Origin of the sequence: Paenibacillus illinoisensis NBRC 15959 (assembly GCF_004000925.1) — a bacterium.
GTDB lineage: Bacteria > Bacillota > Bacilli > Paenibacillales > Paenibacillaceae > Paenibacillus > Paenibacillus illinoisensis.
Genome location: NZ_BIME01000005.1, coordinates 1 through 25,137, shown reverse-complemented (window position 1 = coordinate 25,137; position 25,137 = coordinate 1). Strand labels below are relative to the sequence as shown.

The following is a 25,137-nucleotide window of genomic DNA, read 5'->3' as shown; positions in this document are numbered from 1 at the left end:
TTATCTCTTCTGCTGCTTGCCACGTACCTCTTCGTACCCTCATTATGCCTAACTCATCCATACTAGAACATGGCGAAAGTATGGCGACCTTTGTAAGTTTAAAATGAAACCATGCACGCTTCCTGTTACAATGAAGGGATACGAGAAGTGGGGAGCTGCATATGGCTTAATCCATATTTGCCTGACTCCAGGCCACCAAGGAGTGATGATTCATGGCCAAAGAAAGCTTTGACAAAGAAATTCAGTTTCTTCGCATGCTGTCTCTGACAAGCGGTGCATACAATCGCAAACAATATGCCGAACGACTCGGCATCTCCGTACATACCTTTGATAAAACGACGCGCAGGTTAAAAGAAATTATGCAATCTGTGGCGGACCAGCGCCACGGTTCAGAGCAGAGCAAAGAGATGACGGACCTCGTCCGTTTCCAATATGGGGAATCTGCGGAACCCCTGCTGCTTTTCCTTTTTCGGGCCAAATCGATGAAAGAAACAGAGGTTCAGCGGCTTTCCGTCATTTTACATACACTGCAGGGCAGCGCGCTGACCGCAATGGAACTGCTGGACGCCTGCTGTGCCGATCTGCCAGAGGAACTCGCATTGCCTGACGAAAAAACGATCCGCACCGATCTGAAGTATCTGGAAGAAGTCGGTGTAATCCGGAAGGAACCGAGCGGCAGGCCTTATCGCTATATTCTGCAGCAGGACGTCCTCACCAAACTAACGGCTCAGGAACAGCTGGAGTTATATGATTTTGTGGACATCATGGCCAATACCCAAGTTCCCTCGGTACAGGGGTATCTGCTAAGAGACAGCCTGAAGAAGGCAATAGCCGCAAGCTATCCCGAGCAGGAAGTAACCGAACCTTTTATATACAAGTACCATTATTATTCCCGCATTCTGGATGAGGCGCATCTGTACACCCTGCTTAGTGCCATTCGCCAGTGCAAGCGAGTCCAGTTTGTCTATTTTTCACCCAAAAAACCATCCAGCTACAGTTCGCAGAATACGAATCCGCGATTCGAACGCGAAGCCGGCGGACACTCCAATCAGATCCTGCCGCTCGAAGTCGTTTACGATCACCAGTATGGCCGGTGGTATGTCATTGGATATCAGGGACGCCGAGGGTTCGTGAAGTTTCGAATGGAGGGCATCACCCAGATGGAGGAACTGGATGCGGTAAGCGCAGAATATATGCACGATCTCAAACAGCAATGGGCAGAAGTCAGCCGGTTCAGCTGGCTGGTGGATACGGCGAAGACGATTACGGTTCAAGCCCGTTTTTTCCATCCCGAGAGTGGTCAGCGCAACTTCATTCTGGATCGGGTACGTCTGCAGGGCCAGTGGGGCACGATTACGCCCGAAACCGAGCATACCTTTCTGTATGAGATCCGGGTTAACGGTACGACGGAGATTAAACCATGGCTTCGGAGCTTTGGCTCCAGCTGCGAGGTCATTGCACCTCACAGGCTTCGCCAGGAGATGATTAAGGAATGGAAGGAGATTTCGCATTATTATGAATCTGTTCGAGAAGATGTTCAACTATCAGATCATGACGAGATTGAATGAGACTGGACTGTTCACCTGGACTTCCCAGGAACGGGCCTGGCTCCGGATGATGCTGAATCACACTGCCGCCCAGGAAGCATTAACTCCTTCCACGTACCATAAACTGCAAGATATGCTGGATGCGGAGCCGGACATGAACCTGCAGGAGTACTTGACCGAAAAAGCCAAAAGCGAAGAACACAGCGTCTCCCACCCCCTGCTCAATCCACTGCGCAAAATCATAATGAACCAACAAGCTTTTCGACTAACGGGGTATGTCCGCAATGGGAGGATCATTCAGGATCAATTCGGATTTCCGTACAAGCTCGAATATTCCATGGTCAAAAAAGAGTGGTATGTGCTCTGGTACGCCCCTCGTTTCGGGAAATTGATGTCAACCAAGCTGCGCAGTATTATCACTGCGGAGTCGGAGCAGCTTGAACCGGAAAACGTCTCGCGTTATACGGAGCAAATCCGCTATTTGACCGAGAAACGTAAGACAACCATCACGATTGAAGTACTGCCGGAGTTCAATCAGGAATTGTCACGAATTCTATATGCCTTCTCCTGCTTCGAGAAACAGGTAAAGTATGTGGAAGCTCAGCATACCTACCGGATTGAGCTGACAATTCCCCGGAGTGAGATGGATTATGTGTTGTCCAAAATGCGTTTTCTTGGCAAACGGGTGCGGATTGTAGACAACGTTGTGCTGCGCAATCGCATGTCCGAGACAGCAGCCAAGGTGCTTGCACGCTACGCAGATCCGGAACCTCAAAGGGAGGCGGGTCTGCCTTCCGAGACCAAGGTGTCCACATAACAAACAACAACCCGAACCATGTGGTTTGGGTTGTCTATCTGTGCGCTATGTGGCAGCGGAGTTCCGTCTTTTGTTGATGGCATGCACACCCATAACGACAGCAATCAACTCATAGGTATCCAGCTGCTCGGACTGGTTACTCAATACAAAAGCTCCTGAACTGAACCAGCCGCTCGTGCGCCTGAAGCTAGCTACAATTCTGCCGCCCATTCCCGTGACATCATATTCCTGAGAAAATGCCGGTGCAGATACTTCATAGATTCCTCGTGGTCCAGCATCGTATTCGTATCGCTTACTAAAAAAGCTCATTCTGGCTCGGAAGACCCCAAGTTGCCTTCCATCCACTGAAGTGACCTCCCAGCGATTGCTTAACATCCCGAATCGACCACTGCAGATCAGCCCTGCTGGACCGAACACATCTAGTGATGAACCAAATAGACTTTTCAGATCCAAATGTCCTGCCTGCTCCTGATTCTCGTCCATAATTTCGGTGTATCCTGCGTTGAAAAAGTTATCTCTGAAGTATAGTTCCATATTCCATAACATCCTCCCCTTTAGCTGAAATTAAACCTGACCGGTAAAGTCCATACTATATATGTATTTACGTATGCGAATTGGAAATGGCTTCATAACTTGTTGAATTCTTAGTATTCCAGCTATAAAAAAAACGGACGATTATGATCGCCCGTGTGATTCATACGCCCCGAAGTATGCTGCTAAACTTCTACCTTTTTATTATTCAGATATACAGCAGCTCCAACCATAATTACAGCCACAATAATCTCAAATATGAGACTCCCCCACCTTCCATCTGACCACAAAACTCCATTCGCTGTAAGTGTGATCCCTGTACTCTCCTCAGTAAACTGGAACAACTCGTTCGGGTTGAAACGACCAGCAAGAATGACATTCTCCAACCAACTGATTAGATTGGTCAGCACGAAGAATGAGACGATACTAATCCACGGGCCTGTTTTCCACCTGAAGCTGCCTCCAATCGATATGGATAGAAAAATGATGATGGTCATAAAGATGGCGACCCACCAAATAAACAACAGCAGAGTAAGCCAATCCGAAAGAGGGATTCTCGAAATATGGATGTAGCTGAGAAAGTGCATTCTTGCATTCGTGGCAACATAGAGGAAGTAATGAATGATGGAAACACCTGTTAGCCCCAGCCCACACAGTGTACCAAATATTAGCGGAGACAATAGGTGAGACAGTCCTGTTACGGGTACGAGACGACGATTGTACGCACGGATGTTGGACCAGTACGTCTTAATCATTCTCACATAGATGGCTACACCTGCCCCCGCATAAGCAATAATACCAATAATTAGCCCTGTCACCTCAGACATGAACAATGCCAGCCCGATCTGAACGATGATCAAAACAACCAGCCCTGCCAACAAGGTATTCCAGTTTCTTCTAAAATCAAATTTCAACAATGTCATCATTCCGCATAGACCTCCTTGAACATCTCATCCACGCTCTTACCGTACTTCAGACGAAGCGTCTCAACCTCTTCCTGCATCACTTTCTCGCCCTCACGAATGAAAATGACTTCATCAAAAATCCGTTCAATATCGGTCACCAGATGTGTCGAGATCATTAGACTGCTGTCTTCGTCATAGAATTTTACGATGGCATCCAGAATTTTGCCGCGGGCAACGGGGTCAACACCGCCGATCGGTTCATCCAGCAAATAGAGACGAGCCTTGCGGGAAAGAGCCAGTGTTAGTTGAAGTCTTTCATTCATGCCTTTGGATAAATGCCTAACCTTGTCACCCTCGGCGAGCTTCATGAAATCAAGCATTTCCCTGGCCTTTTCCTCATCAAAATCAGCATAGAAGTCCCGGTAGTATGCAATGGCATCACGAACCTTCATCCATTTCTCGGTCAAGGGGCGATCCGGCATGAAGGAAACGAGCGACTTGGTCTCAAGCCCAACCGGTTTACCCGTGATCTGAATGGTCCCACTTGAAGGATGAAGCAATCCGGCAGCAAGCTTCATCAGGGTACTCTTGCCGCTGCCATTGCTGCCAAGCAGCCCGACAATCCTGCCTGGCGCAACCGTAAGCGTGACATCGCTTAGTGCCCGCTTGCCGCCGTACATTTTACTAATGTGATTCAATTCAAGGACGTTACTCATGCCCTGCCCCTCCCTTCCCCTGTTCATGATTGTGCTGTGATGACTGACCTCCAGCGACCGCGTCCGCAACAATGGTAACAATATCCTGCTCTTCAATCCCGAGTTCCTGCATGCCTGTCAAAAAACGCTCCAGCAGTTCTCCCGCCATTTCTTTTTTGATCGTCATTATTTTCGACTCCTCACTTGTAACATATCTGCCCAGCCCCCGTCTCGTTTCGACCACTTCTTCCCGTTCCAATTCCTGAAATGTCCGCTGTACCGTGTTGGGATTAATCTGCAGCTCAGCCGCCAATTCCCGGACCGAAGGAATCTTATCGCCTGCCTTCAGTGTTCCTGTCACAATCTGCTTCTTGATGTACTGCATAATCTGCAGGTATATAGGTAAGTTGTTATCGAATTCCATAGCCACAAAGCACTCGCTCCTCTCTGTACCGGTGTGTTAGTTAAATAGTACACTAGTGCTATGTTGTTGTAAAGCCTATTTATTTCTAACCTTATGCGGAAATCCCACAAGGATGTCCAATGACTATGGGCCAAAATAAAAAAAGAGCAGATCATATACGATCTGCTCTCTCTTCAACCAAGCTAATCAGTGAATTAGCCTGGTACACCACTACGCCCATTTATACAATGTCCAGAGGAACTTTACCTGTTGGTGCCGGGAAGGCTTCATTTAACCGTCCCACTTCTTCGTTTGTTAAAACAATATCCATGGCTGCGGCATTCTCTGCCACATGGGACAGCTGTACTGCTTTGGGAATCGCAAGCACATCCCCATCCCGGATAACCCAGGACAATGCAATCTGTGATGTGGTCACTCCACGTTCAGCAGCAATGCTGCGCATGACCGGATGCTCCAGCAGCTCGGTGCGCAGCCTGCCTCCCTGAGCGAGCGGGCAGTACGCCATTACGGGAACGTGCCTTTCCCGGAGCCAGGGCAGGAGATCCCTTTCAATGCCGCGCGATGCCGCATGATACAATACCTGATTCACGGCACAATGCTGGCCAGCCGGAATATCCCATAGCTCCTGCATGTCCTCCGTGTCCAGATTGGACACGCCCCATCGCAAGATTTTCCCGTCTTGTTTCAGCTCTTCCAATGCTTGAACCGTCTCTTCCAGCGGGACGCTTCCCCGCCAATGCAGCAAGTATAGATCCAACCGGTCTGTACCCAGACGCCGGAGACTGTTCTCACAGGCTATAACCATCTGTTTGCGATCTGCATGATGCGGATAAACCTTGGAGACCAGAAAAACATCATCCCGGCAGCCCGCTATCGCTTCTCCGGTGACTTCTTCCGCCCCGCCCTCAGCATACATCTCTGCCGTATCAATCACTGTCATGCCAAGTTCAATCCCGTTACGCAATGCTCTTACCTCCTGTGCACGGGCTGAACGGTCTTCTCCCATGTACCATGTACCTTGTCCTATGGCAGGCAGGGATGTACCGTCAGGAAGCAGAACTGTACGCTTCTTCTCTCCATGAGTTGCCATTTTGCATTCCTCCTATTCCTATGAATATTTCGAAATCATAGCTTGTCTTGCTGGCCCGGCTTGTATACTTCACTCGCACGCTTCCATCGTCCCACCATCATGATATACAGCTGTTCCAGCGGCAACGACAGACTGCTCTGGGCTATACTCACCGTAGCATCCACCATCTGTGTATTCACGGTCATCAGCTTACGCTTCACTCCGGTCTGACGATCCAGGAAGGCTTGCTCATCCTTGAGTTTAACTCCGATCATGGACTGCCCCATCAACTCATACATGAAAATGTTCTCTACATCTTTCCAAGGGATGAAGCCTCCCGACGTATACGAGGAGGAGTCCACGAATCCTTGCTCATTGACGACAAAGGAAGGCTCCTTCTTGATGATCTTCACCAAGCTGTATCCAAGACAGAGTCCAAAAAACAGGACGGAAACCAGGCCTACAACCGCTGAAATTACAGTATCCCCTGTATCGGAAGAATCACTGAACATCAAAAAAAATCCGGCTGCCACAAAAAGTGCAGCTCCGGCCGCAAGCCATCCCATCCGTTTACGGCTCGGATATTCCACATGCTGTTGTTCATAGGATGTCGACAATCTCGTGCTCCTCCTTTAATTTGACCGAAATAGGCGATGCTTATATCTTCTATATCAGATTAGAAACGTTAACAGACAAAAAACACATAGGTTATTAACCAAAACAAACCAACTTCAAACAGGACAATCTTGGCCCTGATCCATCGCGTTCATGACAATTCAACCAATAGGATTCGCCATACGTTCTGCAATTCCTCCTGGGTACGATATCAGCAGAGCAGCAATCTCCATTCGTGCAGAAGCATGTTGTCCTCCCCCCTGCTTTCCTTTAATATAAATGGAAAGGTTAGGAAATTAGATTTGGAAAACAAGGTGGGAGGATAATCAATGAACAGTCTGCGTGGCATCACATCGGAAGATCTTTATCAGATTACATGGGTGAATGATCCAACCCCGTCTCCTGGAGGCGAACAGCTGGTATATGTAAGTCGGAAGACGAATGACAACCGGGACGGTTACTCTTCTCACCTGAGACTCCTGCATCTGAAGAGTCAGAAGGACAGAGGATTTACCTCCGGTGACAAGGATCACTCGCCCTCCTGGTCGCCGCACGGGTCACAGCTTGCCTTTTTACGGGAGCATGAGGGAAAAACACAAGTCTGGATCATTGCCGCAGATGGCGGAGAAGCACGACAAGTCAGCCAGTTGAAGCACGGAGCAAGTTCCCTCATCTGGTCTCCGGATGGCCAGGCGTTACTTGTGAAGTCCCCTGTGGATATGCACAGTGAAGCAGAAGACGAATCCAATTCAGACAACAAACTGCCACAAGAAATTGTTGTTGACCGAATTCGCATGAAATCGGACGGCGGAGGATTGTGGAATGGCAGACGCTCTCACCTCTTCCGCATCTCGGTTGACGGCGGTGAAGCCACTCCAGTTACCTCGGGTCATTTCGACGTCGGTGATTATGCATGGTCACCTGACGGAGCGTCCATTGCCTGGATTGCCCAGCTGCCGGAAGCAGGCGAGGAGCATAACGATTATGCACTGACCAATCATGTGTACCGCGCCAAACCAGATGGGTCTGACATACAGCAACTGACTCCGGAAGGGTTCACCTTTAGCCGATTGGCTTATGCACCGGATGGACAATCCCTCGCCCTGCTTGCCAGTGACCGCTCTTACGGAAATGCCACTCTGGTGAAGCTCTATACACTCCCAATCTCGGGCGGTCAACCTCTGTGCCTGACCAGAGACTGGGACGTACAGATGAATCATAGTATCGTTGGAGATATGCGTGCCCACCTGACAACAACGGGGCCATTATTCACTCGTGATGGCTCTTCCATTCTCTGTCTGGCTACCGTTCATGGCAGCGTTCGAATCGCACGTGTTGCACTGGATGGCAGTCAAGCGGAGTATGTATTACCTGCGGAGAAAGAGTTTTATCAGTTTGCAGAACTGGAGAATGGTGACATTGTAGCCGCCGCTGCCGACACGCAAAGCCCAGGAGATCTCTTCTGGTATCCCCATCCGGATGATCACGGAGCCGAGTCCATTCAGCTGACTCGCAGCAATCCCCAGCTGGAAGGAGAGATCCGGCTCAGCGTACCGGAAACATTCTGGTTTGATACCACGGATGGGCTTCAGCTGCAGGGATGGATCATGAAACCAATCGGCATGGTAGAAGGCGTCAAAATCCCAACCATTCTTGAGATTCATGGCGGTCCACACATGATGTATGGCTTTACCTTTATGCATGAATTCCAGATGCTTGCTGCCCAGGGCTACGCCGTCGTATATACCAATCCGCGTGGTGGTTTGGGTTATGGACAACAATTTGTGAATGCCTGTCGTGGTGACTACGGCGGTGGCGATTACCGCGACCTTATGGAGACCGTTGATTATGCCTTATCCACCTATGAGTTTATTGATGAAACCCGCTTGGGCGTCACCGGAGGCAGCTATGGAGGCTTCATGACCAACTGGATTGTTGGACATACAGACCGGTTCAAGGCAGCCGTCACGCAGCGGTCCATCTCCAACTGGCTCTCTTTTTATGGTGTTAGCGACATCGGATATTTTTTCACCGAAGATCAGATTGGCGGCAATGCGTGGGAGGATACGGAACTGTTATGGAAACACTCCCCTCTGGCTTATGTCGGGAATGTAAAAACGCCCCTGCTGATCCTGCATGGCGAACAGGATCTTCGTTGTCCGATTGAACAAGCAGAGCAATTGTATACTGCCCTGAAGCGCCGCAGACAAACGACCCGCCTCGTTCGTTTCCCTGGAGCTAATCATGAACTTTCCAGAGGCGGTCACCCGCATCTGAGAGTGAGACGTCTTGAGCACATTGCCGGATGGTTCAACGAGCACTTATAATTATTTTTCCCATGGTGCAAGCCGAGTAGAGATACAACCATCGCAGGAAGATAGTCATCGGGAAGATGGCGCTGCGATGGTTTTTTTATTTGTGTGAACCAAACCTTTTAGCCGAACAGCAGCTTCTGTACAACCGTTAGAGTTGAAAGAGATCAAAAGACTACATAGGTCAGCATTGAATAAATGCTCAGGTGAATAAACCCGAGAAATTTGGACCATACCGTAGGGAGTTTAGAAGCAGGTCAAAAAGTTGCGAAAATAATGAATTTATTAGATAATTATCTGTCGATTGTGGTCGAATGAACGGATTAGAAGGGGGAACCTAATGATGAAAAAAAACACATTTGATGAGCCGATTAATCGTCTCTCTACCGGTTCGGAAAAATGGGATGCACTTGAGGAAATCTTTGGCGTGGCCGATGCGCTGCCTATGTGGGTCGCTGATATGGACTTTGCCGCACCACCATCTGTTATTGAGGCATTGCAGGCACGGATGGAACATGGCATATTCGGTTATACCGTGCGTACGGATGCATATCACGAAGCACTGAGAGGATGGATGGAACGACGCCACAACTGGAAAATCAACGATGATTGGGTTGTATTTACACCAGGGATTGTCCCTGCGTTAAGCATTGCCGTTCAACGTTTTACGGTACCGGGTGATGCTGTTGTGATTCAAACTCCGGTCTACGCCCCCTTCTATGAGGTGGTACGTGGCCAAGGCAGAGAATTGATGACCAATCCCCTCCGTCTCGAAGACGGACGCTATACCATGGATCTGGATCATCTGGAATCCTGCCTGCAGACAGGCCGGGTGAAGATGCTGATCCTCTGCAGCCCTCATAATCCTGTTGGACGTGTATGGTCTCGCGAGGAACTTGAAGGCCTTGCTGCCCTGTGCGTGCAATATAATGTACTTGTGGTGTCGGATGAAATCCATGCCGATCTTGTGCACCAACGCGGCACGCATACTCCACTGTCCCAGATCTCGGAGGCCATCGCTGACCTGAGCATCATCTGCACGGCACCAAGCAAAACATTCAATATTCCCGGCCTATGCACCTCCAATATCATCATTCCGAACGCCTCCTTGCGTGCATCCTTTGCCCAGGGCGTCAGAACGATGGGCCTCGCCAGCATCAGCACACTGGGCGCCATTGCAGCCGAGGCTGCTTACAACGGAGCTGAACAATGGCTGGACGACTGCCTTGCCTATATTCGGGGAAACATGGAATACGTTCAGGAGTATGCGGCGAAGCACATGCCTGATGTAGGCATTGACTTGCCGGAAGCGACTTATCTGCTCTGGATGGACTTCAGCAAGCTGGGTGTTCCCCAGGAAGAACTTGTACGGCTGCTCCTGAACGAAGCAGGTCTCGCCTTTAACGACGGTACCGTCTTCGGACCGGAAGGCACGGGATACATGCGGATGAATGTCGCCTGTCCACGGTCCACGGTTGAAGAAGCCATGCGCAGATTATCCCTGATGGTGAATCAATTGAACAAACCAAACTAATGCCTATAAAATAAGCCCTCTTCCTCGATAAAGTCGAAGGAAGATGGCTTTTCTTATCATTACAGCTCGGATGCAGGCATGGGAATGATTCGGTCACAGAGTCTGTTCAGCAGGTCCAGGTCATGACTGATCACAAGCAGCCCCAAATTACGCTCTCGCGCCGTTGCCATTACGGTATGCCAGATCTGGGCCTGCGTGATGGCATCCAGCATCGTTGTCATCTCATCCGCAATCAGGTAACGCGTTTCCTTGCCCAGTGCGCGGGCTACGCAGAAGCGCTGCAGCTCTCCACCAGACAATTCATCCGGTCTGCGATCCAGCCACTCAGGCTGAATGCCGAGAGCATTCAGAATGGGATGCTCCGCCATCTCGGCTTCATGTAACACACGTCGCATTCGCCAGCGTGGGTTGACTGCTTTTTCCGGGTGCTGAAAGACAAGTTGAACCGGACAGACTCCAGCTCGGGGAAGCGGCTGCCCGTCCATCAGCACTTCTCCTGCCATAGATTCTGCATATCCTGCCAGGATGCGTCCCAGGCTCGTTTTGCCAGATCCACTGGGTCCCCACAATCCCACAACTTCTCCCTGCTCCAGCTTCAGGTTCAACTCCCGAAATATCCAATGGTTTTTGTCGTATCCATAGTCGACATTCCGTGCTTCAAGTGGCATGAATACACCTCACTTCTCCGTTTCGCAGCTTCCGCAATTCAGGATGTTGATCTGTACACGCAGGGGTCGCAGCAGTACAGCGGGGTGCAAACGAGCAACCACGTCCCTTCCGCTGATTCGCCAGTGGCTGAGAGCCCGGGATGGGCTGGAAACCATTTTGCGGCAAAGCATTCCACAGTGCACGTGTATAAGGATGTCTCAATCCATCTCCTGTGCCCGTAAAATCAATGACCTGCGCGATCTCCACACAGGAACCAGCATAGAATACAGCGATACGATCTGCTGCGGTCAGCGCCGAGGCAATGTCGTGGGTGATCCACAGGATGCCTGCCCCCCGGTCAGCCATTTCCCGAAATTGCTTCATTGTGTCTGCCAGCACTTCGGGATGGATTCCCGGTGTTGGCTCATCGGCAATAATCAGCTTGGGCTCACCGGAAGTCGCCGTTGCCATGAGTACCCGCCGAGCCATGCCTCCGGAGAGCTCATATGGATACTTCTTGCTGGTTCCCTTGGGCAATTGATAGCGATCCGTAAGTTCCCTCTCTGCCTTATGCATCTGCAACCTGGAGGATACCCGGCGCTCACCCGGCTTCCGGTGAACTGGCTGAACCTGCTTACCTACCTTGAGCAGCGGGTCCAGGTGAGTAACGGATTGGGGGATGTACACCAGTTCATCTCCGCGCAGACGAAGCTGCCGCTCTCTCGTCAGCGGCTCCCCAGCATAACAGATCTGTCCCTCAAGCCTAGCACTGGCAGGAAGAATGCCCATGATCGCTTGTGCCAGTACGCTTTTGCCCGATCCGCTTGCACCTACAACAGCTACAATCTCGCCTTCGTTCACGGTCAGATCCAGATCCTGAATGACCTCGCTCTCCTCATGTGCAAACCAGCCACGAGCTCGTCTGAATGAAACGGAGACCCCTTTTACTTCAAGAAGAGCCATGGTTATCCTCCCTCCCTTGAACTACCTGTACCTGTTAACACCTTCAAGCTGCCTCCGAGCACATCAAAGGCACGAACGACCAATAACAGTGCCAGCCCCGGGAAAAAGGCAAGCCACCACATGCCTGCGGACAGATATCTCATCGATTCTGACAAGATAATCCCAATGGCCGGCTGCTGCGGCGACAGCCCGAGCCCCAGAAACGTAATTGCGGCCTCATGCAGAATGGCATGAGGGAAGATCAGCAATGTACCCACGAACAACTGTGGAACCAAGTGAGGAAGCATATGCTGTACGGCAATCCGGAACCGGGATTGGCCTAACCTGCGGGAAATATGAATATAATCTGCCGATTTCAGCTGAATCATCTCCGCACGAACAATCCGGGCCAGATTCGGCCAGTGAGTCAGGGCGATGGCAGCCGCCACACCAGGCAGGCCTCCACCGAAGACAAAGGCCAGCATCACGAGCGACACCAGATGAGGCACACTCAGGAACAGATCGATTAGCCATGAAACCACCCTGTCGGCAAGCTTGCCTGAAGCAGCGATCAATCCCAGCACTAGCGCCACGATCCCTCCTCCGCACGCGGCAAACAAACCAACCTGAATGCTGGTCGTCAATCCCTTCAGCGTACGCATGAACATGTCCCGTCCCAACCAGTCCGTGCCGAAGGGATGTGCCCATACCGGGGCCAAATTCCGGTCTTTCAACGAAGTTAACGTGGATTCTGCGGGAAGCACGAACCCAGCCAGCCATACGATAACAATCCAGCCGAGTGCCAAACTCCCCCAGATCAAGGCTCGTTTGCGCGGGTTGGCATAGCGCCGCTGCTTCTCGAAGCCAGACACCCATGGAGACAATCCAGCTTGATGCCTCCACCGTTTACCGTGATTCCGCTTCGCGGTTTCCTCAGATCCGCCTGACCGCAGCCGCGGCACAGCACGAATGGGTCTGGAGGACTGCTCCATTTCCTGCTTCATGTTAACAGTTCCTCCTTCATCCGCGGATCAATAAATCGATAGAGTATGTCTGCCAGCAGATTGCCGGTAAAAACAAAGATCGTGCTGCACAGTACAAGTCCGAGCAGCAGCGGCACATCCCCTCGCAGTCCAGCCTGAACGGTGGCCTGCCCCAGGCCCGGATAAGAAAATACCTGTTCTGCAAGAACAGCTCCTCCAAACAACTCACTGAACGAGGCAAACTGCAGCGTTAATGCGGGCAGCACAACATGTCTGAATCCATGCCTGCGAAACAGCTGCATGCCCCGTTCACCCCTTGCTCTGGCGAAGAGTATATAGTCCGAGTCCAGCACGTCCAGCAGCTTCTGGCGGGTATGCAGAGCAATGGCTGCCACACCGGTCAGACTCAGGGTTAATGCAGGAAGAACCATATGAACGGCACGATCTGTCCATGTGACCTGATCGGCTGCCATCCCTGCGGGAACTCCCAGGCCAACCGGAAGCCAGCCCAGCCACACGCCGAACACCATAAGCAGCAGCAAGGCCATCCAAAATACCGGAGTGGAAGCCAGCGTATAGCAATACCAACAGATCAAGCGATCCAGCATGGATTCCCGTTTCATCGCTGCGACTACACCCAAGCTGAAACCAATCAGACCGGATAAAATCCATGCCACCGCCATAAGCGCAACAGAATTCAGGAATCGTTCCTGAATGATATCCGCAACCGGCTGTCTGTAGATCATCGACGTTCCCAGATCACCCTGGAGCAGTGCCTGTCCCCAGGTGAACAGACGCTGGGCAGGCGGGTCATTCAATCCCCACCGTTCTTCAATAAGACTTCGCTGCTCGGCACTCACTCGGATCATGTCTCCCCCGATGTAGGCCTCGATCGGGTCCACAGGCGAGAACTGCATCAATATAAAAGCTACCACGCTGACTCCTGCCAGCAGCGATAGGAGTCGCAGCAGCTTAACCCCAATAAACCTTCCCCATCCAAGAATGCCTGTCATACCATCTCTCCTCAATTTCGGTCAGAACTCGCACTATATTGCCTACTTCGAGTTGTCATCCCAGGACCATTCTTCCAGATTGGATGTCACCGGCCAGCCATGACCATGTGGGTGAATCTGTTGTTCACCAATGTTCAAGCCATCCTTGACCAGATACAGGTGATCAATATTGACCAGCCATGCCCAAGGTGCGTCGCCCTGATAACTGAATCCTGTCGTCCCGTCCCACTCTGCCTTCTGCCAGAACGGAAGGGCTTCCTCTTCACTCGTAGCTTGGAGGGCCTGCTGCATCCAGCTATCCACCGCCGGGTTGGAATACAGCCCCACATTGTAATATCCCTCCCCCTTGTGCGTGCTGCTGTACAGATTGTAGGTTTCCAGCGGGTCATGACTTCCCCATCCGAATAACACGGCATTGGCGTAAGCCTGCTTTTTCGTCTCTTCACGGCTCTTGCCTTCCACATTGATTTTGATGCCAGCCTGGGCCGCCATATCCGCAGCAGCAAGGGCAATGGATTGTCTGGTCAGATCTCCTGCAAAATAGAGCAGGTTGAACTCGGCATCCATGCCGTTTTTCTCCACCACGCCATCACCGTCTGTATCTGTCCATCCGCCAGCCGTCAGTATCCGCTTGGCTTCTTGAACATCCGAATCTGCGAATACAGCGTCCGGATTGCCCCATGGAAGGTCATCACTGACCGAATAGGCAGGACGACCATGGCCCTCCAGCACACCTTCAACCAATGCATTACGGTCAATGGCTACGTTTACCGCTTGGCGGATGGCCAGGTCAGACGTCACATCGTTCCCAGCAGGGAAACCATCAGCGGAAGTCCCCCCCGCAGGCTGCATCGGGAACATGATTCCCCGGTTATCCACGGTTTTGACCGATTCCAGCGTCATGCCGCTCACCTCCTGCTTGCTGAATGCGGCGGGAATGGCTGCAATGTCGACTGAACCCGCTTGGGCTGCCGCGAAGGCTGCATCCTCGTCCAGATAGAGAAATGTCAGTTTGCGGAATGCAGACTTTTGACCGTAGTATTGCTCGTTTGCTTCCACAATGGCCTGTTGTCCCTTATCCCACTGCACCAGCTTGTACGGACCGGAGCCGACAGGATGTTCAGCATAATCGGAGCCATAGGCATGTTCAGGCACAATTCCAAGTGTAGTCAGGATACTGATAAACGTGGACTGCGGAGACTTCAATGTAAACACGACCGTTGTTGAATCAGGAGCCTGCACTTCGGCCATATTCGTCAAATCGATAACCGATCCGCTGCTGGCCGCTGTTTCAAATGTGAACTTAACATCTTCCGCCGTCAGCGGTTCACCATCCGAGAACTTCACGTCATCCCGCAGCGAAACGGTCCAAGTGAGGCCATCTTCACTTACGGAATGGTCTGTTGCCAGGTCATTGACCAGATGCAGCTTGGCATCTCTTTTCAGCAGAGTACTCTGGAAAAGCGGCGAACCGTACTGCCCCCAGCCTGTTGTCGGATCAAACCCGCCTTCCGGCTCTGTCCCTACCGCAAGCACCAGCTCATCCCTTGGGTGAGAAGCAGCAAGTGCCTGGCTCTCTTGAACCGATGAAGCACCTTGCGTACATCCTGCGAGTCCAACTGCACACAATAGTAAAAGACTAAGCCCTGCCTGACTTGAACGTTTTTTCCATGAAATCCCGTGCATGTTTCCCTTTTCCCCCTTTTGAAATTGACCCCTTGCTCTCCTCTAGAAGGTGCAGCAATTCTCCCAACCAGATTCGTTCCAGTTCATATTCGTGTTACTATTTTTAGCAATTGTAGCACAATAGTAAAATTGCGTGTCAATAAAGTTAACTTCATAATCCATATTTTTTCATTAATAAAGTTGTTCAGAAGAATCCGTCTGGAATTATTGAGTTTCTCAAATCATCAAGTAAGAATAAGTGACAACAAAAAAAGACTGTTGGTGATGAACCAGCAGTCTAACTGAATAACTACTTTGTTATTTTCTCTGCGGATACACTTAATGCACTAATTGAACCAAATACCCAAACAAAGGCTAGTAGATAAATCAGTTTAACTTGGGTATCTTCGTGAAAAATTAGGATACAGAAGAATAGAATAACTCCTGCAATCATTTGAATAGACATCATTGATCTTCTGAAGTAGATTGGAGCGAAAAAACATATTATACCCGCTAGAAAGATAAACGGTTCTTCAGCCATGTGCCTGCACTCCCTTACATCCTTTTTATAGGAAAACCTCCATTACCATATCATGAAGTTAATGAATGGTAAATCATGTCAGTACTTACTTACAAATAAAAAAGCAAAAGACCCCGAGAAACGATTCTCTGTCTTTTACTTTTTCCAAATCCATATAGCTTGAGGTGTTGTTCATCAGTGAGCTACTTTCACTTGGTTGTCGGCCGACGGTTTAGCTTGTTTCAAAGCTAGGAAGGCAACTACGATGCCTAGTAAAGTTGTGGTAGCGGCGATAAAGAACGCCGTGTGGATGGCATGATTTAAATCAGTTGGAAGCATGTGTTCCAATGTCGCACCTGTTCCTAGACTCGCTGAAATAATAGCCATAATCACCGCAAGTCCGATCGCTCCACCAATTTGCTGACCCGTTGAGATTAATGCCGAAGCAACGCCCTGCTCTTTCGGCTCAATTCCTGCACTGCCTGCGATAAACATCGTCGTAAACACCAAAGCCTGACCAATACCAATAACGACTGTACCTGGGATGATTCCCCATGCCGAGCCGGTTTCCGATAGCCCCGTCAGCATTAGGAATCCGATCATACCTAGTCCCATCCCCGTTGCAATGGTACCGGCTACACCCACCTTGCTTAACATCCCATTAATCAGCTTAGCCCCAACAAATGCACTAAGCGTCAAAGGCAAGAAGCTAAATCCGGATTGAATGGCTGAAAATTCAAGCACACCTTGGGTATACAAAGTCATGAAATAATATAATGAACCAAATGAAGCCGAGAAGAGAAATGCGATAAGTGCAGCTCCCGTCAGATTACGATTTCTAAACATCCGGAAGGAGATCAGCGGTTCTTTTGTACGTTTCTCGATCAAGACAAAAGCTAGTAACATCAGCACCCCAATCAAGGCAACTGGAAATGTGGAAGCACTTACCCAGCCTTCAACGGGTGCTTGGATTAAATAATAGACAACAAGTAGCAGACCTGCAGTAACGGATATCGTTCCGGCTGCATCATAGTGTTTAGTGGTAGTGGACACCTTGCTTTCTTTCAAAACAAAAGGTGCAAGAATAACGACGAGAAGTGCGATCGGCACATTCACCAGGAAGGTCGCTTCCCATCCGATATAACTTGTCAGAACCCCTCCTAGCAGCAAACCGAGCGACATCCCCACTCCGCCCATCGCGGCCCAGATTCCCATGGCACGGTTTCGTTCAGGTCCTTCCTCGAAATTAGACATGATTAGCGATAACGTTGCCGGCGAAAGTAATGCTCCACCCAAACCTTGCAGGGCTCTGGCTACGATCAACATCAGTTGGGACTCTGCCAGTCCGCCAAGCAGCGATCCTACTCCGAAAAGTCCGATAGCAATCATAAACATGCGTCTTCTGCCCATCAGGTCCGACAGTCTTCCTCCGATGAGTAAAAAACCACCGAATGCGAGTGAATATGCACTAACCACCCACTGGAGGTGATTGGCAGAGAAGCCAAGCTCATTACCTAAGGACGGCATGGCTACAAATATAATCGTGTAATCCAGTGCCAAAACCAACTGTGAAATGGCTAGAATGAATAAGGCTAAACCTTTAAATCGCGTTGAATTCATCTTCTTAATTCCTTTCACTTGCAGACAACGGTCTGCAACCTATAATAATTTTTGACCATTTGATCTATTTTGAGGAAAAAGGAATGAAGCACCGTATGACGCTTCATCCTTGTTCCAATACCGAAAGTGTAATGGTTGTGATCTGCTCAATGACGAGCGGATCGTCAGTTAATTTTGCGACTTGCGTTAGCCCATATCGTGAATGGTACAAGTACCGTGCCATGGCACGCATATCCTGATTCGGACTGAACTCTCCCTGCTGCTGGCCGCGTATCAACGCGTCGTACAAAGCCTCTTCCAGTCGAATTTTGTCCTGTTCGAAAAGTTCAGCAATCTCTGGATCATGCGGCACTTGGTCAATCGCACTATAGAGAATAAAGCACTCCTTGCGGCGCTGCTCATCTCTTAATGTGTCTCCAATGACGTTGAATATATCCGTGATCGCTTGCTTCACTGGTGTCGTCTCTGCCAAATATGCGACAACTGCAGAGGACTTCTCGTCCACGTAATGTTTCGTTGCCTTCAAAAACAGATCCCGCTTCGTACCATACGTATCGTACAAGCTTTGACGTGCAATACCTAGCCCATCAAGCAGAAGGTGCATGGAGGTGCCTTCATAACCATAATGTCCAAACACCTCCATTGCCTTATGCAGCACGAGATTCGTATCAAATTCTTTGCTTCTAGCCAAATGGAAAGCCTCCTTTCTCCTCCTCTATGCTAACGATATTAGATCGTTCAGTCAAGATGAGGCAAATGGTGGTTTCCAGGAAAGACCTCCTGCCGCCCTGCCTTAGGTTACTCCGAAAAACGTACGGCATCATTCACGCTGCCGACCGACTCAATGGCCACAAGCGGATTCCAGAAATCCCGGTAGCGCGTAATCAGCCCATTTTTGGTCTCTACGACGCTGATATAGGTCTGGTTGTACGGGTTGCCTGTTTCCCGGTGCTTGCCGGACGACTTAAATTCTGCGACGACCAGCTCGGGATCAATCGTCAAATGGAACTGAAGATCCGTAAATTCGACCTCAAAATGTTTCGGGAAGTTCTGCATGTAGTCGTACAGCTCCGCTTTGCCTTCCTTGCGATCCGGGAATCCGGCAGGTCCATACGGGAACTCCAGCACGCCGTTCTCTTCCCACAGATCAACCCATGCCTTAATGTCTCCACCGGACAGGTGCTTCAGGTGGTTGCGGAAGGCTTGCTGTGCTCTTTCACGTACAATTTCTACTTCTTGCGTCATCATTTGGTTTGTCATGGTTATATTCCTCCAGTTAATTGGTTTTAAAAATAGATCGTTCAGTCCAAAATCTTTAAAAAAATAGTCTCTACTACTCTAAAGCTTCAGCACATCCGACTCTAGATAAAATCATTTAAAACGATTGGTTACCTATTCATTTTCTTAAACTTCTCTAAGGCGAATCGCAGGCTTTAGGAGCGGTGAACTAAAGTTGAACCAAAAATCCCGATAGTGCTTAATGAAGCCGTCTTTGGTCTCCACGACGCTAATGTACGTCTGGTTATGTGGACTGCCTGTCTCCCTATGCCATCCAACTGCCTTGAACTCCGCAATCACAAGCTCCGGATCAGTCATCGGATGAAAAACCAGCTCAGTAAAATTCACGTCAAATCGCTTCGGGAAATCCTTCATGTAGTCATACAACTCAGATTTGCCGATCTTCTTTTCCTGAGATCTTTCTGGACCGTAAGGAAATTCGAAAATGCCATCTTCCTGCCACAACTCTACCCAAGCCTTTATATTGCCGCTAGCGATATGCTTCAGATAGTTGCGAAATGTGTCTTGCGCTCTTTCCCGAATACCTTCCTGCGTCAAACTTGCTTCTCGAATCATCTTCGATTACGACCTCCTTTCATTGTTGACCATTTGATCTAGAATTATCATATCATTACCGGAACGATTGGTCAATAATTATTTTCGTTCTTTTTTATGACCAGATTTCCTTCACTGTTTCAGCCACTATCTCAAATGATCGCATACGAGCCTGATGATCGTAAATGTGGCTCGTGATAATGAATTCGTCCGCTTCTGTTGCTTCATAAATAGCAGGCAGCTTCTCTCGAATGGTCGTCTGATTACCAATAATACCGAAGTCCAGTTGTTTGGAAATAAGCGCCTTCTCATGGGGTTGCCATAATGCATCCATATTTTCTACCGGTGGCTGGAGTTTATCCGGTCGACCGCGCAGTAGGCTTAAGACCTGCTGCGCTTCTGAAGTAGCAAGGTAGCGTGCTTCATCTACGTTGTCAGCTGCCATGACGGTCAATCCTATCATGACATAGGGATCTGCCAATGTTTTTGATGGAATGAAGGAATTACGATACGCATTCAGCGCTTTATGCAATCCATCTGGGGCAAAATGGCTTGCGAATGCGAACGGCAAGCCGAGGCGTCCTGCCAACTGTGCGCTGACATCGCTTGAACCCAGCAGCCATATCGGAATGTTCAGCCCTTCACCAGGAACTGCACGTACACCTGAATGATTCGGATGGTATGCGGCATCCAGATAAGTACGCAACTCGTCCAGCAGCTCCGGAAATTCCGCTCCGTTAGCTCCTAATGTTCTCCGCAGCGCTTGAGTTGTCCGCATATCCGTGCCAGAGGCTCTACCTAAGCCCAAATCAATGCGTCCCGGGAACAAAGATTCCAATGTTCCGAACTGTTCCGCTACGACAAGCGGCGCGTGATTGGGCAGCATTACCCCGCCGGACCCCACTCGGATCTTCTCGGTACCGTTTGCGACATGCCCAATAAGGAGCGAAGTAGCCGAACTCGCAATTCCCGGCATGTTATGGTGCTCAGCGAGCCAGAACCGATGGTAGCCCAGCTTCTCAGCGTGACGAGCGAGATCCAACGTTCGTCCGTAAGCATCCTGGGCTGATCCTCCAGCCAATATCGGAGCCAGATCTAGCACAGAAAGTTTAGGTATAAATTTAGACATTTCAATTCAACCTCCATTATAATTTGACCATTCAGTCTGAAAAGAACAAAAAAATAAATGATTACACGTATCTTTGGTGTTATGATGCTCTCATTAATCATGTATTGATGCCCTCTTTGTGAATTGAGTATACCAATTCCAGAACAAACGGTCAATAATTATTTTTAACTTGTTCTCGATATTCTCAAAGAATCAAATTCGTAGAAATGTTTTTTACTTCCCTGCCCATTAGCTGAATAAAAGCAGCCGATTCACATTGATCAGCTGCTTTTGTATAACATTGAACTAACGTTTTCCCTGATCTTAACTCTCTCTTTCCACAGTGGTAATAAAGGAGTAACGATGCAGTGTGAGTAATCTACGGTAGAACTTCATTGTTTTTATTTGAACGAATATAAAACTGCTAAGTTGATTTTTTAGCTCAGCTATTTATTGAGTTCATTAACTGGAAGAAGTATTCAGGTTTATGAGTCTTATTTAGGTTATACCATGAATGTAATGTATCTGGTGCAAATACATCTAATTTTTTCAGTACTTCCATCGCAAATTCCAGAGGAGCTATTCCTGATGCAGTAACTAGATTCGTATCAGATACCGCCGCAGATCCCATCTCATAGAACTTTTCTCCTTTATAATTAGGACATACCATTTTAGTGTATTCCAAATTATTACTTGTATGCTTTCTAGTGTCTAAGTATCCCCTATTCGCAAGGGCCTCAGTTGCACCACAAATTGCAGCAACAATAGTGCCAAGCTCTAAAGCTTGGCCAATTCTTTCCAAGATAGGTTGATGAATTTCTTCATTCCAGATAGTCCCTCCTGGCAAAATTAAAAGATCTCCACTCTCAAGAGTACATTCTTCAAGGGATATCTCTGGTTTTATGCTCAGTCCTCCCATTGTAGTAATCATTTCTTTATTAGCTCCTACTGTAATTACTTTTAAAGGTACTACATCTTTTTTGAAATATCTTCCCGTGTTTAGTTCAGCAACTAAATATCCATATTCCCAGTCCGACATCGTATTAAATACATATAGAAAAACTTTTTTGGTTTGCATCCAATAACACTCCAATCCCAATTGATATAGCCCACTGTAACATGACTTCACTGACAACTAGCGTCAGGGAAGTCATCAGTTTTGATGAAAATGTATTAATTCAGACAAAACTTCAATCATTCTTTTCTTAAGGCTGATTGGCTCAACAATTCGAATAGATTTACCGTACGATAAAAGGAAATAAGGTACATATGTATGTATCAACTCTTTCTCAAAATGAAATACGGCTTGATTTGAAGTCCGCTCTTGTAAATAATGTCCTAAAAACCAATGTTGGCAAATATCAGCTAATACACTCTTATCCCCATGAATAACCAAAGAAATAATCTCTTCCTTATCTTCTATAGTTGGAAGAAAATTTTTCATAAAAAAGGCACGTGCTGAAAAATGTTCTGGCTGGTCAAACTTATTTTCGGTTAGCATTAGATCTTCAATTCGATCTACTCTAAAACTACGGATATCACTCCTAAGATGACAAAATCCAATCACATACCATTTATTATTCCAATAGATAAGTCTGTACGGATCAACCAATCTATCCTTTATTTGCTTTCCGCCACTTTTATAGTGGAGAATTTTTACTGAATACCCGCCAGCTACGGCCTGCTCCAACTCCTTCAAAAAAGGCTGCATAGAGAGTGAACTTAATCGACTTATAACTTCAAGACTAGTTAAATGTTGGTTTATCTTGGTTTCCTGCTCTTGATTTGAGTATTTACTTAGTTTTGAAATGGCCCTATTTAATGCTTCACCTCCATAATATCCGGCTTCTTCTGCAAAAACTGCTGCATGTAATAGTGAAGTTTGCTCCTCAAAATCAAAAAAAAGAGGTGCCTCAATAAAATTGTTCATTAAAGTGTATCCACCGTTATGTCCTGGTTCTGAAATGATAGGTACGCCACTTGTTGAAATTGTATCGATATAACGATACACAGTCCTTATGTTCATCTCTAACTTTTCTGAGATTTGTTTTGCTGTAATCTTTTCACCTGATCGAAGCATCCATAGAATGGCTAGCATGTTGTCTATTTTAGGCACTTAATTCCACCTCTATATAAATTCTCTTGTTAGTTTAAACCATGTTCTCCAGAGAGCTGTTGAATAAGGTTAACGAGTATTCCTTTTGAGAGATCAAATTTTGGGTGATCCGTTGTATGACCTCTTGATCGCGAAGCTCCAGAAAATCTGGGATCAACAAATCCGCAGGTGCTATCCATTTCGAATCAATGATCTCCGCTTTATCTAACTGAAGAGAACCACCGATGATTTCACCAATAAAATGAAATAAAATAACCTGATGATTGGTACTACTCATGAAATTGTAAATGCCTGTAGTGGCTGTAAGTCTAACATCGTACCCGGTTTCTTCCTTTGCTTCTCGACGTGCCGCCTCTAGAATATCTTCATGATATTCGATTCTCCCTGACGGGAAGTTCCACGTATTCCTAACCGTTGCTTTGTTTTCCTTAATCATAAGCAGCTTATCTTCATGTATTATCGAAACACTTACAACCAAGACAATCCCGTTTTGAGTCACGCTGAAAAACCTCCATAATTAGAAAATCAATCTACCATCATCGAACTTACCTACCGATCCCCAATATTCCCTCGCTAAATCTGGTAACATCCTCACTTGAAAAATGCCTAAATACGGAATCAGCATCATCTAGGGTAAGAACAACCAGCTTCAACCGATCTGTAACGATGTCAGGAAAGATCATGGACAATTCTGATGACCTCCGTTAAATCAATTTTACCAATATTTAGACTAACACATAATGCAGCTATTCTGCTTATTAGCTTAAGGAAGATTGATAATGGATGAACTGACCCTGTGTTTAATCCACACCGCTTGTTTAGTGCCTGAATATTACTGTATTTAGCTTAATGAAAATTACCGCTAGAGTATGAGGTCATAGAAGGTGGGATGGGAAAAATGGCTATTTTATCAACTGGGCCGATAGAAAACAATCCCGTTTCCGGGGTTAGACCGACACAACAGGTTACGATTAGATTGGTAAGTCGTGCTGCGGACTCTCTAACTGTATCTGTCCAAGGGTATGTGCTTAGCACAACAAGAACACTGTATGTGAGTGAAGTAATCAGTATCGCCCCTAACGAAGCAGTGACCAGGAATTATTTTGCGGATTTAGATGCTTATGAGTTTGTTTTTGAAACAAGCACGGAAGGTGCAGAGCAAGTAGGGATCTCAGTGTGGGGCAAACAAGCCTCCGGACAATTGGTTGATGCACATCGTGTAGTAGATCACGAAAAAAACAGTTAAGAAAAGTCTGGCAGATAAATCTGCTCAAAAGAAGGAGATGTGGCGATGAGCTTTTTATCGACAGGGCCAATAGAAAATAACGCTGTGAACGGTGTAAGACCGACTCAAACAGTTACCATCAGAATCGATAACCGCAGCGATGTGACAGCATCATCCGTACAAATACAGGGGTACTACATGAATGGTGGATTGAGGGTTTTGTATGTCAGTGAGTCTTTAAACATCGCCCCCAATCAAGTAGTAACCAACAATTATTTTGCCAACTTTGATGCGTTCGAGTTTACCTTTACAACAACCACGACGGTTAATGATCCTATACAGGTATCCTTCTGGGGCAAGAGCAGCACAGGCTCTTTAGTAACTGCCCATCGCTTGGTCTCTTCCGAATTGCTGGGTGATGTTCCAGACATCACCGGAGTCACAGGCGCAACCGGCGCGACCGGAGCTCCGGGGGCTACTGGTGTGACAGGCGCAACGGGGGCTCCGGGGGCTACCGGAGTAACTGGCGCGACAGGGGCTCCGGGGGCTACTGGTGTAACAGGTGCAACGGGGACTCCGGGCTCTACTGGTGTCACAGGTGCAACGGGGACTCCGGGCTCTACCGGTGTCACAGGTGCAACGGGGGCTCCGGGCTCTACCGGAGTAACGGGTGCAACAGGCTCTCCGGGGGCTACTGGCGTAACAGGTGCAACAGGTTCTCCGGGGGCTACTGGCGTAACAGGTGCAACAGGTTCTCCGGGGGCTACTGGTGTGACAGGCGCGACAGGCTCTCCAGGTTCTACCGGTGTCACAGGTGCGACGGGCTCTCCGGGGGCTACCGGTGAGACGGGTGCGACGGGGGCTACTGGGTCCACCGGTGTAACAGGTGCAACAGGCTCTCCGGGGGCTACGGGTGTGACAGGCGCGACGGGCTCTCCGGGGTCCACCGGTGTAACAGGTGCAACAGGCTCTCCGGGGTCCACCGGTGTAACAGGTGCAACAGGCTCTCCAGGCT

25 protein-coding genes and 1 pseudogene are annotated in these 25,137 nt (G+C 48.5%); 6 read left to right on the top strand and 20 right to left on the bottom strand.

The features are described 5' to 3' along the window. The first annotated feature begins 212 nt into the window (after positions 1-212). Positions 213-1,568, top strand: coding sequence for a helix-turn-helix transcriptional regulator (locus PIL01S_RS13955; protein ID WP_127538020.1), 1,356 nt, complete (start codon positions 213-215; stop codon positions 1,566-1,568). Then, entirely contained in the window at positions 1,516-2,364 is an 849-nt protein-coding gene (locus tag PIL01S_RS13950) for a WYL domain-containing protein (RefSeq protein ID WP_127538019.1), read from the top strand. Before PIL01S_RS13955 ends, PIL01S_RS13950 begins: the two co-directional genes overlap by 53 nt. 45 nt (positions 2,365-2,409) lie before the next feature. On the opposite strand, the gene PIL01S_RS13945 is transcribed toward PIL01S_RS13950, so the two are convergent. From PIL01S_RS13945 to PIL01S_RS13920, 6 genes are all read right to left on the bottom strand, one after another. Continuing rightward, complete coding sequence (locus PIL01S_RS13945) at positions 2,410-2,898, bottom strand: LURP-one-related/scramblase family protein (protein ID WP_127538018.1); 489 nt, start codon at positions 2,896-2,898, stop codon at positions 2,410-2,412. 182 nt (positions 2,899-3,080) lie between these two features. Continuing rightward, entirely contained in the window at positions 3,081-3,821 is a 741-nt protein-coding gene (locus PIL01S_RS13940; RefSeq protein WP_127538017.1) for a hypothetical protein, read from the bottom strand. Continuing rightward, positions 3,818-4,516: an ABC transporter ATP-binding protein gene (locus PIL01S_RS13935; RefSeq protein ID WP_127538016.1), complete on the bottom strand. Its 699-nt coding sequence runs from the start codon at positions 4,514-4,516 to the stop codon at positions 3,818-3,820. Before PIL01S_RS13935 ends, PIL01S_RS13940 begins: the two co-directional genes overlap by 4 nt. Continuing rightward, a complete protein-coding gene (locus tag PIL01S_RS13930) occupies positions 4,509-4,925 on the bottom strand; it encodes a GntR family transcriptional regulator (protein WP_127538015.1) in 417 nt (138 codons plus the stop codon). The genes PIL01S_RS13935 and PIL01S_RS13930 overlap by 8 nt, the downstream gene beginning before the upstream one ends. Positions 4,926-5,139: 214 nt before the next feature. Continuing rightward, the gene (locus tag PIL01S_RS13925) at positions 5,140-6,009 is read right to left on the bottom strand and encodes an aldo/keto reductase (protein WP_127538014.1); all 870 of its coding nucleotides are present in this window, start codon (positions 6,007-6,009) and stop codon (positions 5,140-5,142) included. Positions 6,010-6,044: 35 nt separating this feature from the next. Then, positions 6,045-6,605 carry an STM3941 family protein gene (locus tag PIL01S_RS13920; RefSeq protein ID WP_127538013.1) on the bottom strand — a complete coding sequence of 187 codons (561 nt, stop codon included), beginning with the start codon at positions 6,603-6,605 and terminating at the stop codon, positions 6,045-6,047. 327 nt (positions 6,606-6,932) lie between these two features. Between PIL01S_RS13920 and PIL01S_RS13915 the strand changes: the two genes are divergently transcribed. Together PIL01S_RS13915 and PIL01S_RS13910 are read left to right on the top strand one after the other, a co-directional pair. Beyond that, positions 6,933-8,930: an alpha/beta hydrolase family protein gene (locus PIL01S_RS13915; RefSeq protein WP_127538012.1), complete on the top strand. Its 1,998-nt coding sequence runs from the start codon at positions 6,933-6,935 to the stop codon at positions 8,928-8,930. A 325-nt stretch (positions 8,931-9,255) separates the two neighbouring features. Continuing rightward, positions 9,256-10,449 carry a MalY/PatB family protein gene (locus PIL01S_RS13910; protein WP_127538011.1) on the top strand — a complete coding sequence of 398 codons (1,194 nt, stop codon included), beginning with the start codon at positions 9,256-9,258 and terminating at the stop codon, positions 10,447-10,449. 59 nt (positions 10,450-10,508) lie between these two features. Here PIL01S_RS13910 and PIL01S_RS13905 read toward each other — a convergent pair whose 3' ends face one another. The 14 genes from PIL01S_RS13905 to PIL01S_RS13840 all read right to left on the bottom strand — a co-directional run bounded on the left by PIL01S_RS13905 (position 10,509) and on the right by PIL01S_RS13840 (position 23,396). Next, positions 10,509-11,117 carry an ABC transporter ATP-binding protein gene (locus PIL01S_RS13905; protein WP_127538010.1) on the bottom strand — a complete coding sequence of 203 codons (609 nt, stop codon included), beginning with the start codon at positions 11,115-11,117 and terminating at the stop codon, positions 10,509-10,511. Continuing rightward, on the bottom strand, positions 11,107-12,060 hold the full coding sequence (locus PIL01S_RS13900) for an ABC transporter ATP-binding protein (RefSeq protein ID WP_127538009.1): 954 nt from the start codon (positions 12,058-12,060) through the stop codon (positions 11,107-11,109). The genes PIL01S_RS13905 and PIL01S_RS13900 overlap by 11 nt, the downstream gene beginning before the upstream one ends. 2 nt (positions 12,061-12,062) lie before the next feature. Next, positions 12,063-13,043, bottom strand: a complete 981-nt coding sequence (locus PIL01S_RS13895) for an ABC transporter permease (protein WP_246058265.1) — start codon at positions 13,041-13,043, stop codon at positions 12,063-12,065. Then, complete coding sequence (locus PIL01S_RS13890) at positions 13,040-14,035, bottom strand: ABC transporter permease (protein WP_127538008.1); 996 nt, start codon at positions 14,033-14,035, stop codon at positions 13,040-13,042. Before PIL01S_RS13890 ends, PIL01S_RS13895 begins: the two co-directional genes overlap by 4 nt. A 42-nt stretch (positions 14,036-14,077) precedes the next feature. Then, a complete protein-coding gene (locus PIL01S_RS13885; RefSeq protein ID WP_127538007.1) occupies positions 14,078-15,721 on the bottom strand; it encodes an ABC transporter substrate-binding protein in 1,644 nt (547 codons plus the stop codon). Positions 15,722-16,010: 289 nt separating this feature from the next. Next, entirely contained in the window at positions 16,011-16,241 is a 231-nt protein-coding gene (locus PIL01S_RS13880; RefSeq protein WP_127538006.1) for a hypothetical protein, read from the bottom strand. A 174-nt stretch (positions 16,242-16,415) separates the two neighbouring features. Beyond that, positions 16,416-17,840, bottom strand: coding sequence for an MFS transporter (locus PIL01S_RS13875; protein ID WP_127538005.1), 1,425 nt, complete (start codon positions 17,838-17,840; stop codon positions 16,416-16,418). A 103-nt stretch (positions 17,841-17,943) separates the two neighbouring features. Next, entirely contained in the window at positions 17,944-18,531 is a 588-nt protein-coding gene (locus PIL01S_RS13870) for a TetR/AcrR family transcriptional regulator (protein ID WP_127538004.1), read from the bottom strand. Positions 18,532-18,638: 107 nt separating this feature from the next. Continuing rightward, a complete protein-coding gene (locus PIL01S_RS13865; RefSeq protein WP_127538003.1) occupies positions 18,639-19,100 on the bottom strand; it encodes a nuclear transport factor 2 family protein in 462 nt (153 codons plus the stop codon). Between the two features lie 144 nt (positions 19,101-19,244). Further along, positions 19,245-19,694 carry a nuclear transport factor 2 family protein gene (locus tag PIL01S_RS13860; protein WP_127538002.1) on the bottom strand — a complete coding sequence of 150 codons (450 nt, stop codon included), beginning with the start codon at positions 19,692-19,694 and terminating at the stop codon, positions 19,245-19,247. A gap of 94 nt (positions 19,695-19,788) precedes the next feature. Next, entirely contained in the window at positions 19,789-20,802 is a 1,014-nt protein-coding gene (locus tag PIL01S_RS13855) for an LLM class flavin-dependent oxidoreductase (RefSeq protein ID WP_127538001.1), read from the bottom strand. 421 nt (positions 20,803-21,223) lie between these two features. Next, positions 21,224-21,859 (bottom strand): type 1 glutamine amidotransferase family protein, encoded by a 636-nt coding sequence (locus PIL01S_RS13850; RefSeq protein WP_127538000.1) that lies wholly within the window; start codon positions 21,857-21,859, stop codon positions 21,224-21,226. Between the two features lie 75 nt (positions 21,860-21,934). After that, on the bottom strand, positions 21,935-22,897 hold the full coding sequence (locus PIL01S_RS13845) for a helix-turn-helix transcriptional regulator (protein WP_127537999.1): 963 nt from the start codon (positions 22,895-22,897) through the stop codon (positions 21,935-21,937). Positions 22,898-22,931: 34 nt separating this feature from the next. After that, on the bottom strand, positions 22,932-23,396 hold the full coding sequence (locus PIL01S_RS13840; protein ID WP_127537998.1) for an NUDIX hydrolase: 465 nt from the start codon (positions 23,394-23,396) through the stop codon (positions 22,932-22,934). Between the two features lie 399 nt (positions 23,397-23,795). On the opposite strand from PIL01S_RS13840, the gene PIL01S_RS13835 reads away from it, so the two are divergent. Both PIL01S_RS13835 and PIL01S_RS30035 read left to right on the top strand, forming a co-directional pair. Further along, positions 23,796-24,143, top strand: a complete 348-nt coding sequence (locus tag PIL01S_RS13835) for a hypothetical protein (protein ID WP_127537997.1) — start codon at positions 23,796-23,798, stop codon at positions 24,141-24,143. 45 nt (positions 24,144-24,188) lie between these two features. Further along, a pseudogene (locus tag PIL01S_RS30035) lies at positions 24,189-25,137 on the top strand (collagen-like triple helix repeat-containing protein); the annotation flags it as partial.

What these genes read in the sequence shown, in the direction of transcription:
- PIL01S_RS13955 (WP_127538020.1), top strand. Translation starts at nt 213, where the DNA reads ATGGCCAAAGAAAGCTTTGACAAAGAAATTCAGTTTCTTCGCATGCTG.
- PIL01S_RS13950 (WP_127538019.1), top strand. Translation starts at nt 1,516, where the DNA reads ATGAATCTGTTCGAGAAGATGTTCAACTATCAGATCATGACGAGATTG.
- PIL01S_RS13945 (WP_127538018.1), bottom strand. Translation starts at nt 2,898, where the DNA reads ATGGAACTATACTTCAGAGATAACTTTTTCAACGCAGGATACACCGAA.
- PIL01S_RS13940 (WP_127538017.1), bottom strand. Translation starts at nt 3,821, where the DNA reads ATGATGACATTGTTGAAATTTGATTTTAGAAGAAACTGGAATACCTTG.
- PIL01S_RS13935 (WP_127538016.1), bottom strand. Translation starts at nt 4,516, where the DNA reads ATGAGTAACGTCCTTGAATTGAATCACATTAGTAAAATGTACGGCGGC.
- PIL01S_RS13925 (WP_127538014.1), bottom strand. Translation starts at nt 6,009, where the DNA reads ATGGCAACTCATGGAGAGAAGAAGCGTACAGTTCTGCTTCCTGACGGT.
- PIL01S_RS13915 (WP_127538012.1), top strand. Translation starts at nt 6,933, where the DNA reads ATGAACAGTCTGCGTGGCATCACATCGGAAGATCTTTATCAGATTACA.
- PIL01S_RS13910 (WP_127538011.1), top strand. Translation starts at nt 9,256, where the DNA reads ATGATGAAAAAAAACACATTTGATGAGCCGATTAATCGTCTCTCTACC.
- PIL01S_RS13905 (WP_127538010.1), bottom strand. Translation starts at nt 11,117, where the DNA reads ATGCCACTTGAAGCACGGAATGTCGACTATGGATACGACAAAAACCAT.
- PIL01S_RS13900 (WP_127538009.1), bottom strand. Translation starts at nt 12,060, where the DNA reads ATGGCTCTTCTTGAAGTAAAAGGGGTCTCCGTTTCATTCAGACGAGCT.
- PIL01S_RS13895 (WP_246058265.1), bottom strand. Translation starts at nt 13,043, where the DNA reads ATGAAGCAGGAAATGGAGCAGTCCTCCAGACCCATTCGTGCTGTGCCG.
- PIL01S_RS13890 (WP_127538008.1), bottom strand. Translation starts at nt 14,035, where the DNA reads ATGACAGGCATTCTTGGATGGGGAAGGTTTATTGGGGTTAAGCTGCTG.
- PIL01S_RS13885 (WP_127538007.1), bottom strand. Translation starts at nt 15,721, where the DNA reads ATGCACGGGATTTCATGGAAAAAACGTTCAAGTCAGGCAGGGCTTAGT.
- PIL01S_RS13880 (WP_127538006.1), bottom strand. Translation starts at nt 16,241, where the DNA reads ATGGCTGAAGAACCGTTTATCTTTCTAGCGGGTATAATATGTTTTTTC.
- PIL01S_RS13875 (WP_127538005.1), bottom strand. Translation starts at nt 17,840, where the DNA reads ATGAATTCAACGCGATTTAAAGGTTTAGCCTTATTCATTCTAGCCATT.
- PIL01S_RS13865 (WP_127538003.1), bottom strand. Translation starts at nt 19,100, where the DNA reads ATGACAAACCAAATGATGACGCAAGAAGTAGAAATTGTACGTGAAAGA.
- PIL01S_RS13860 (WP_127538002.1), bottom strand. Translation starts at nt 19,694, where the DNA reads ATGATTCGAGAAGCAAGTTTGACGCAGGAAGGTATTCGGGAAAGAGCG.
- PIL01S_RS13855 (WP_127538001.1), bottom strand. Translation starts at nt 20,802, where the DNA reads ATGTCTAAATTTATACCTAAACTTTCTGTGCTAGATCTGGCTCCGATA.
- PIL01S_RS13850 (WP_127538000.1), bottom strand. Translation starts at nt 21,859, where the DNA reads ATGCAAACCAAAAAAGTTTTTCTATATGTATTTAATACGATGTCGGAC.
- PIL01S_RS13835 (WP_127537997.1), top strand. Translation starts at nt 23,796, where the DNA reads ATGGCTATTTTATCAACTGGGCCGATAGAAAACAATCCCGTTTCCGGG.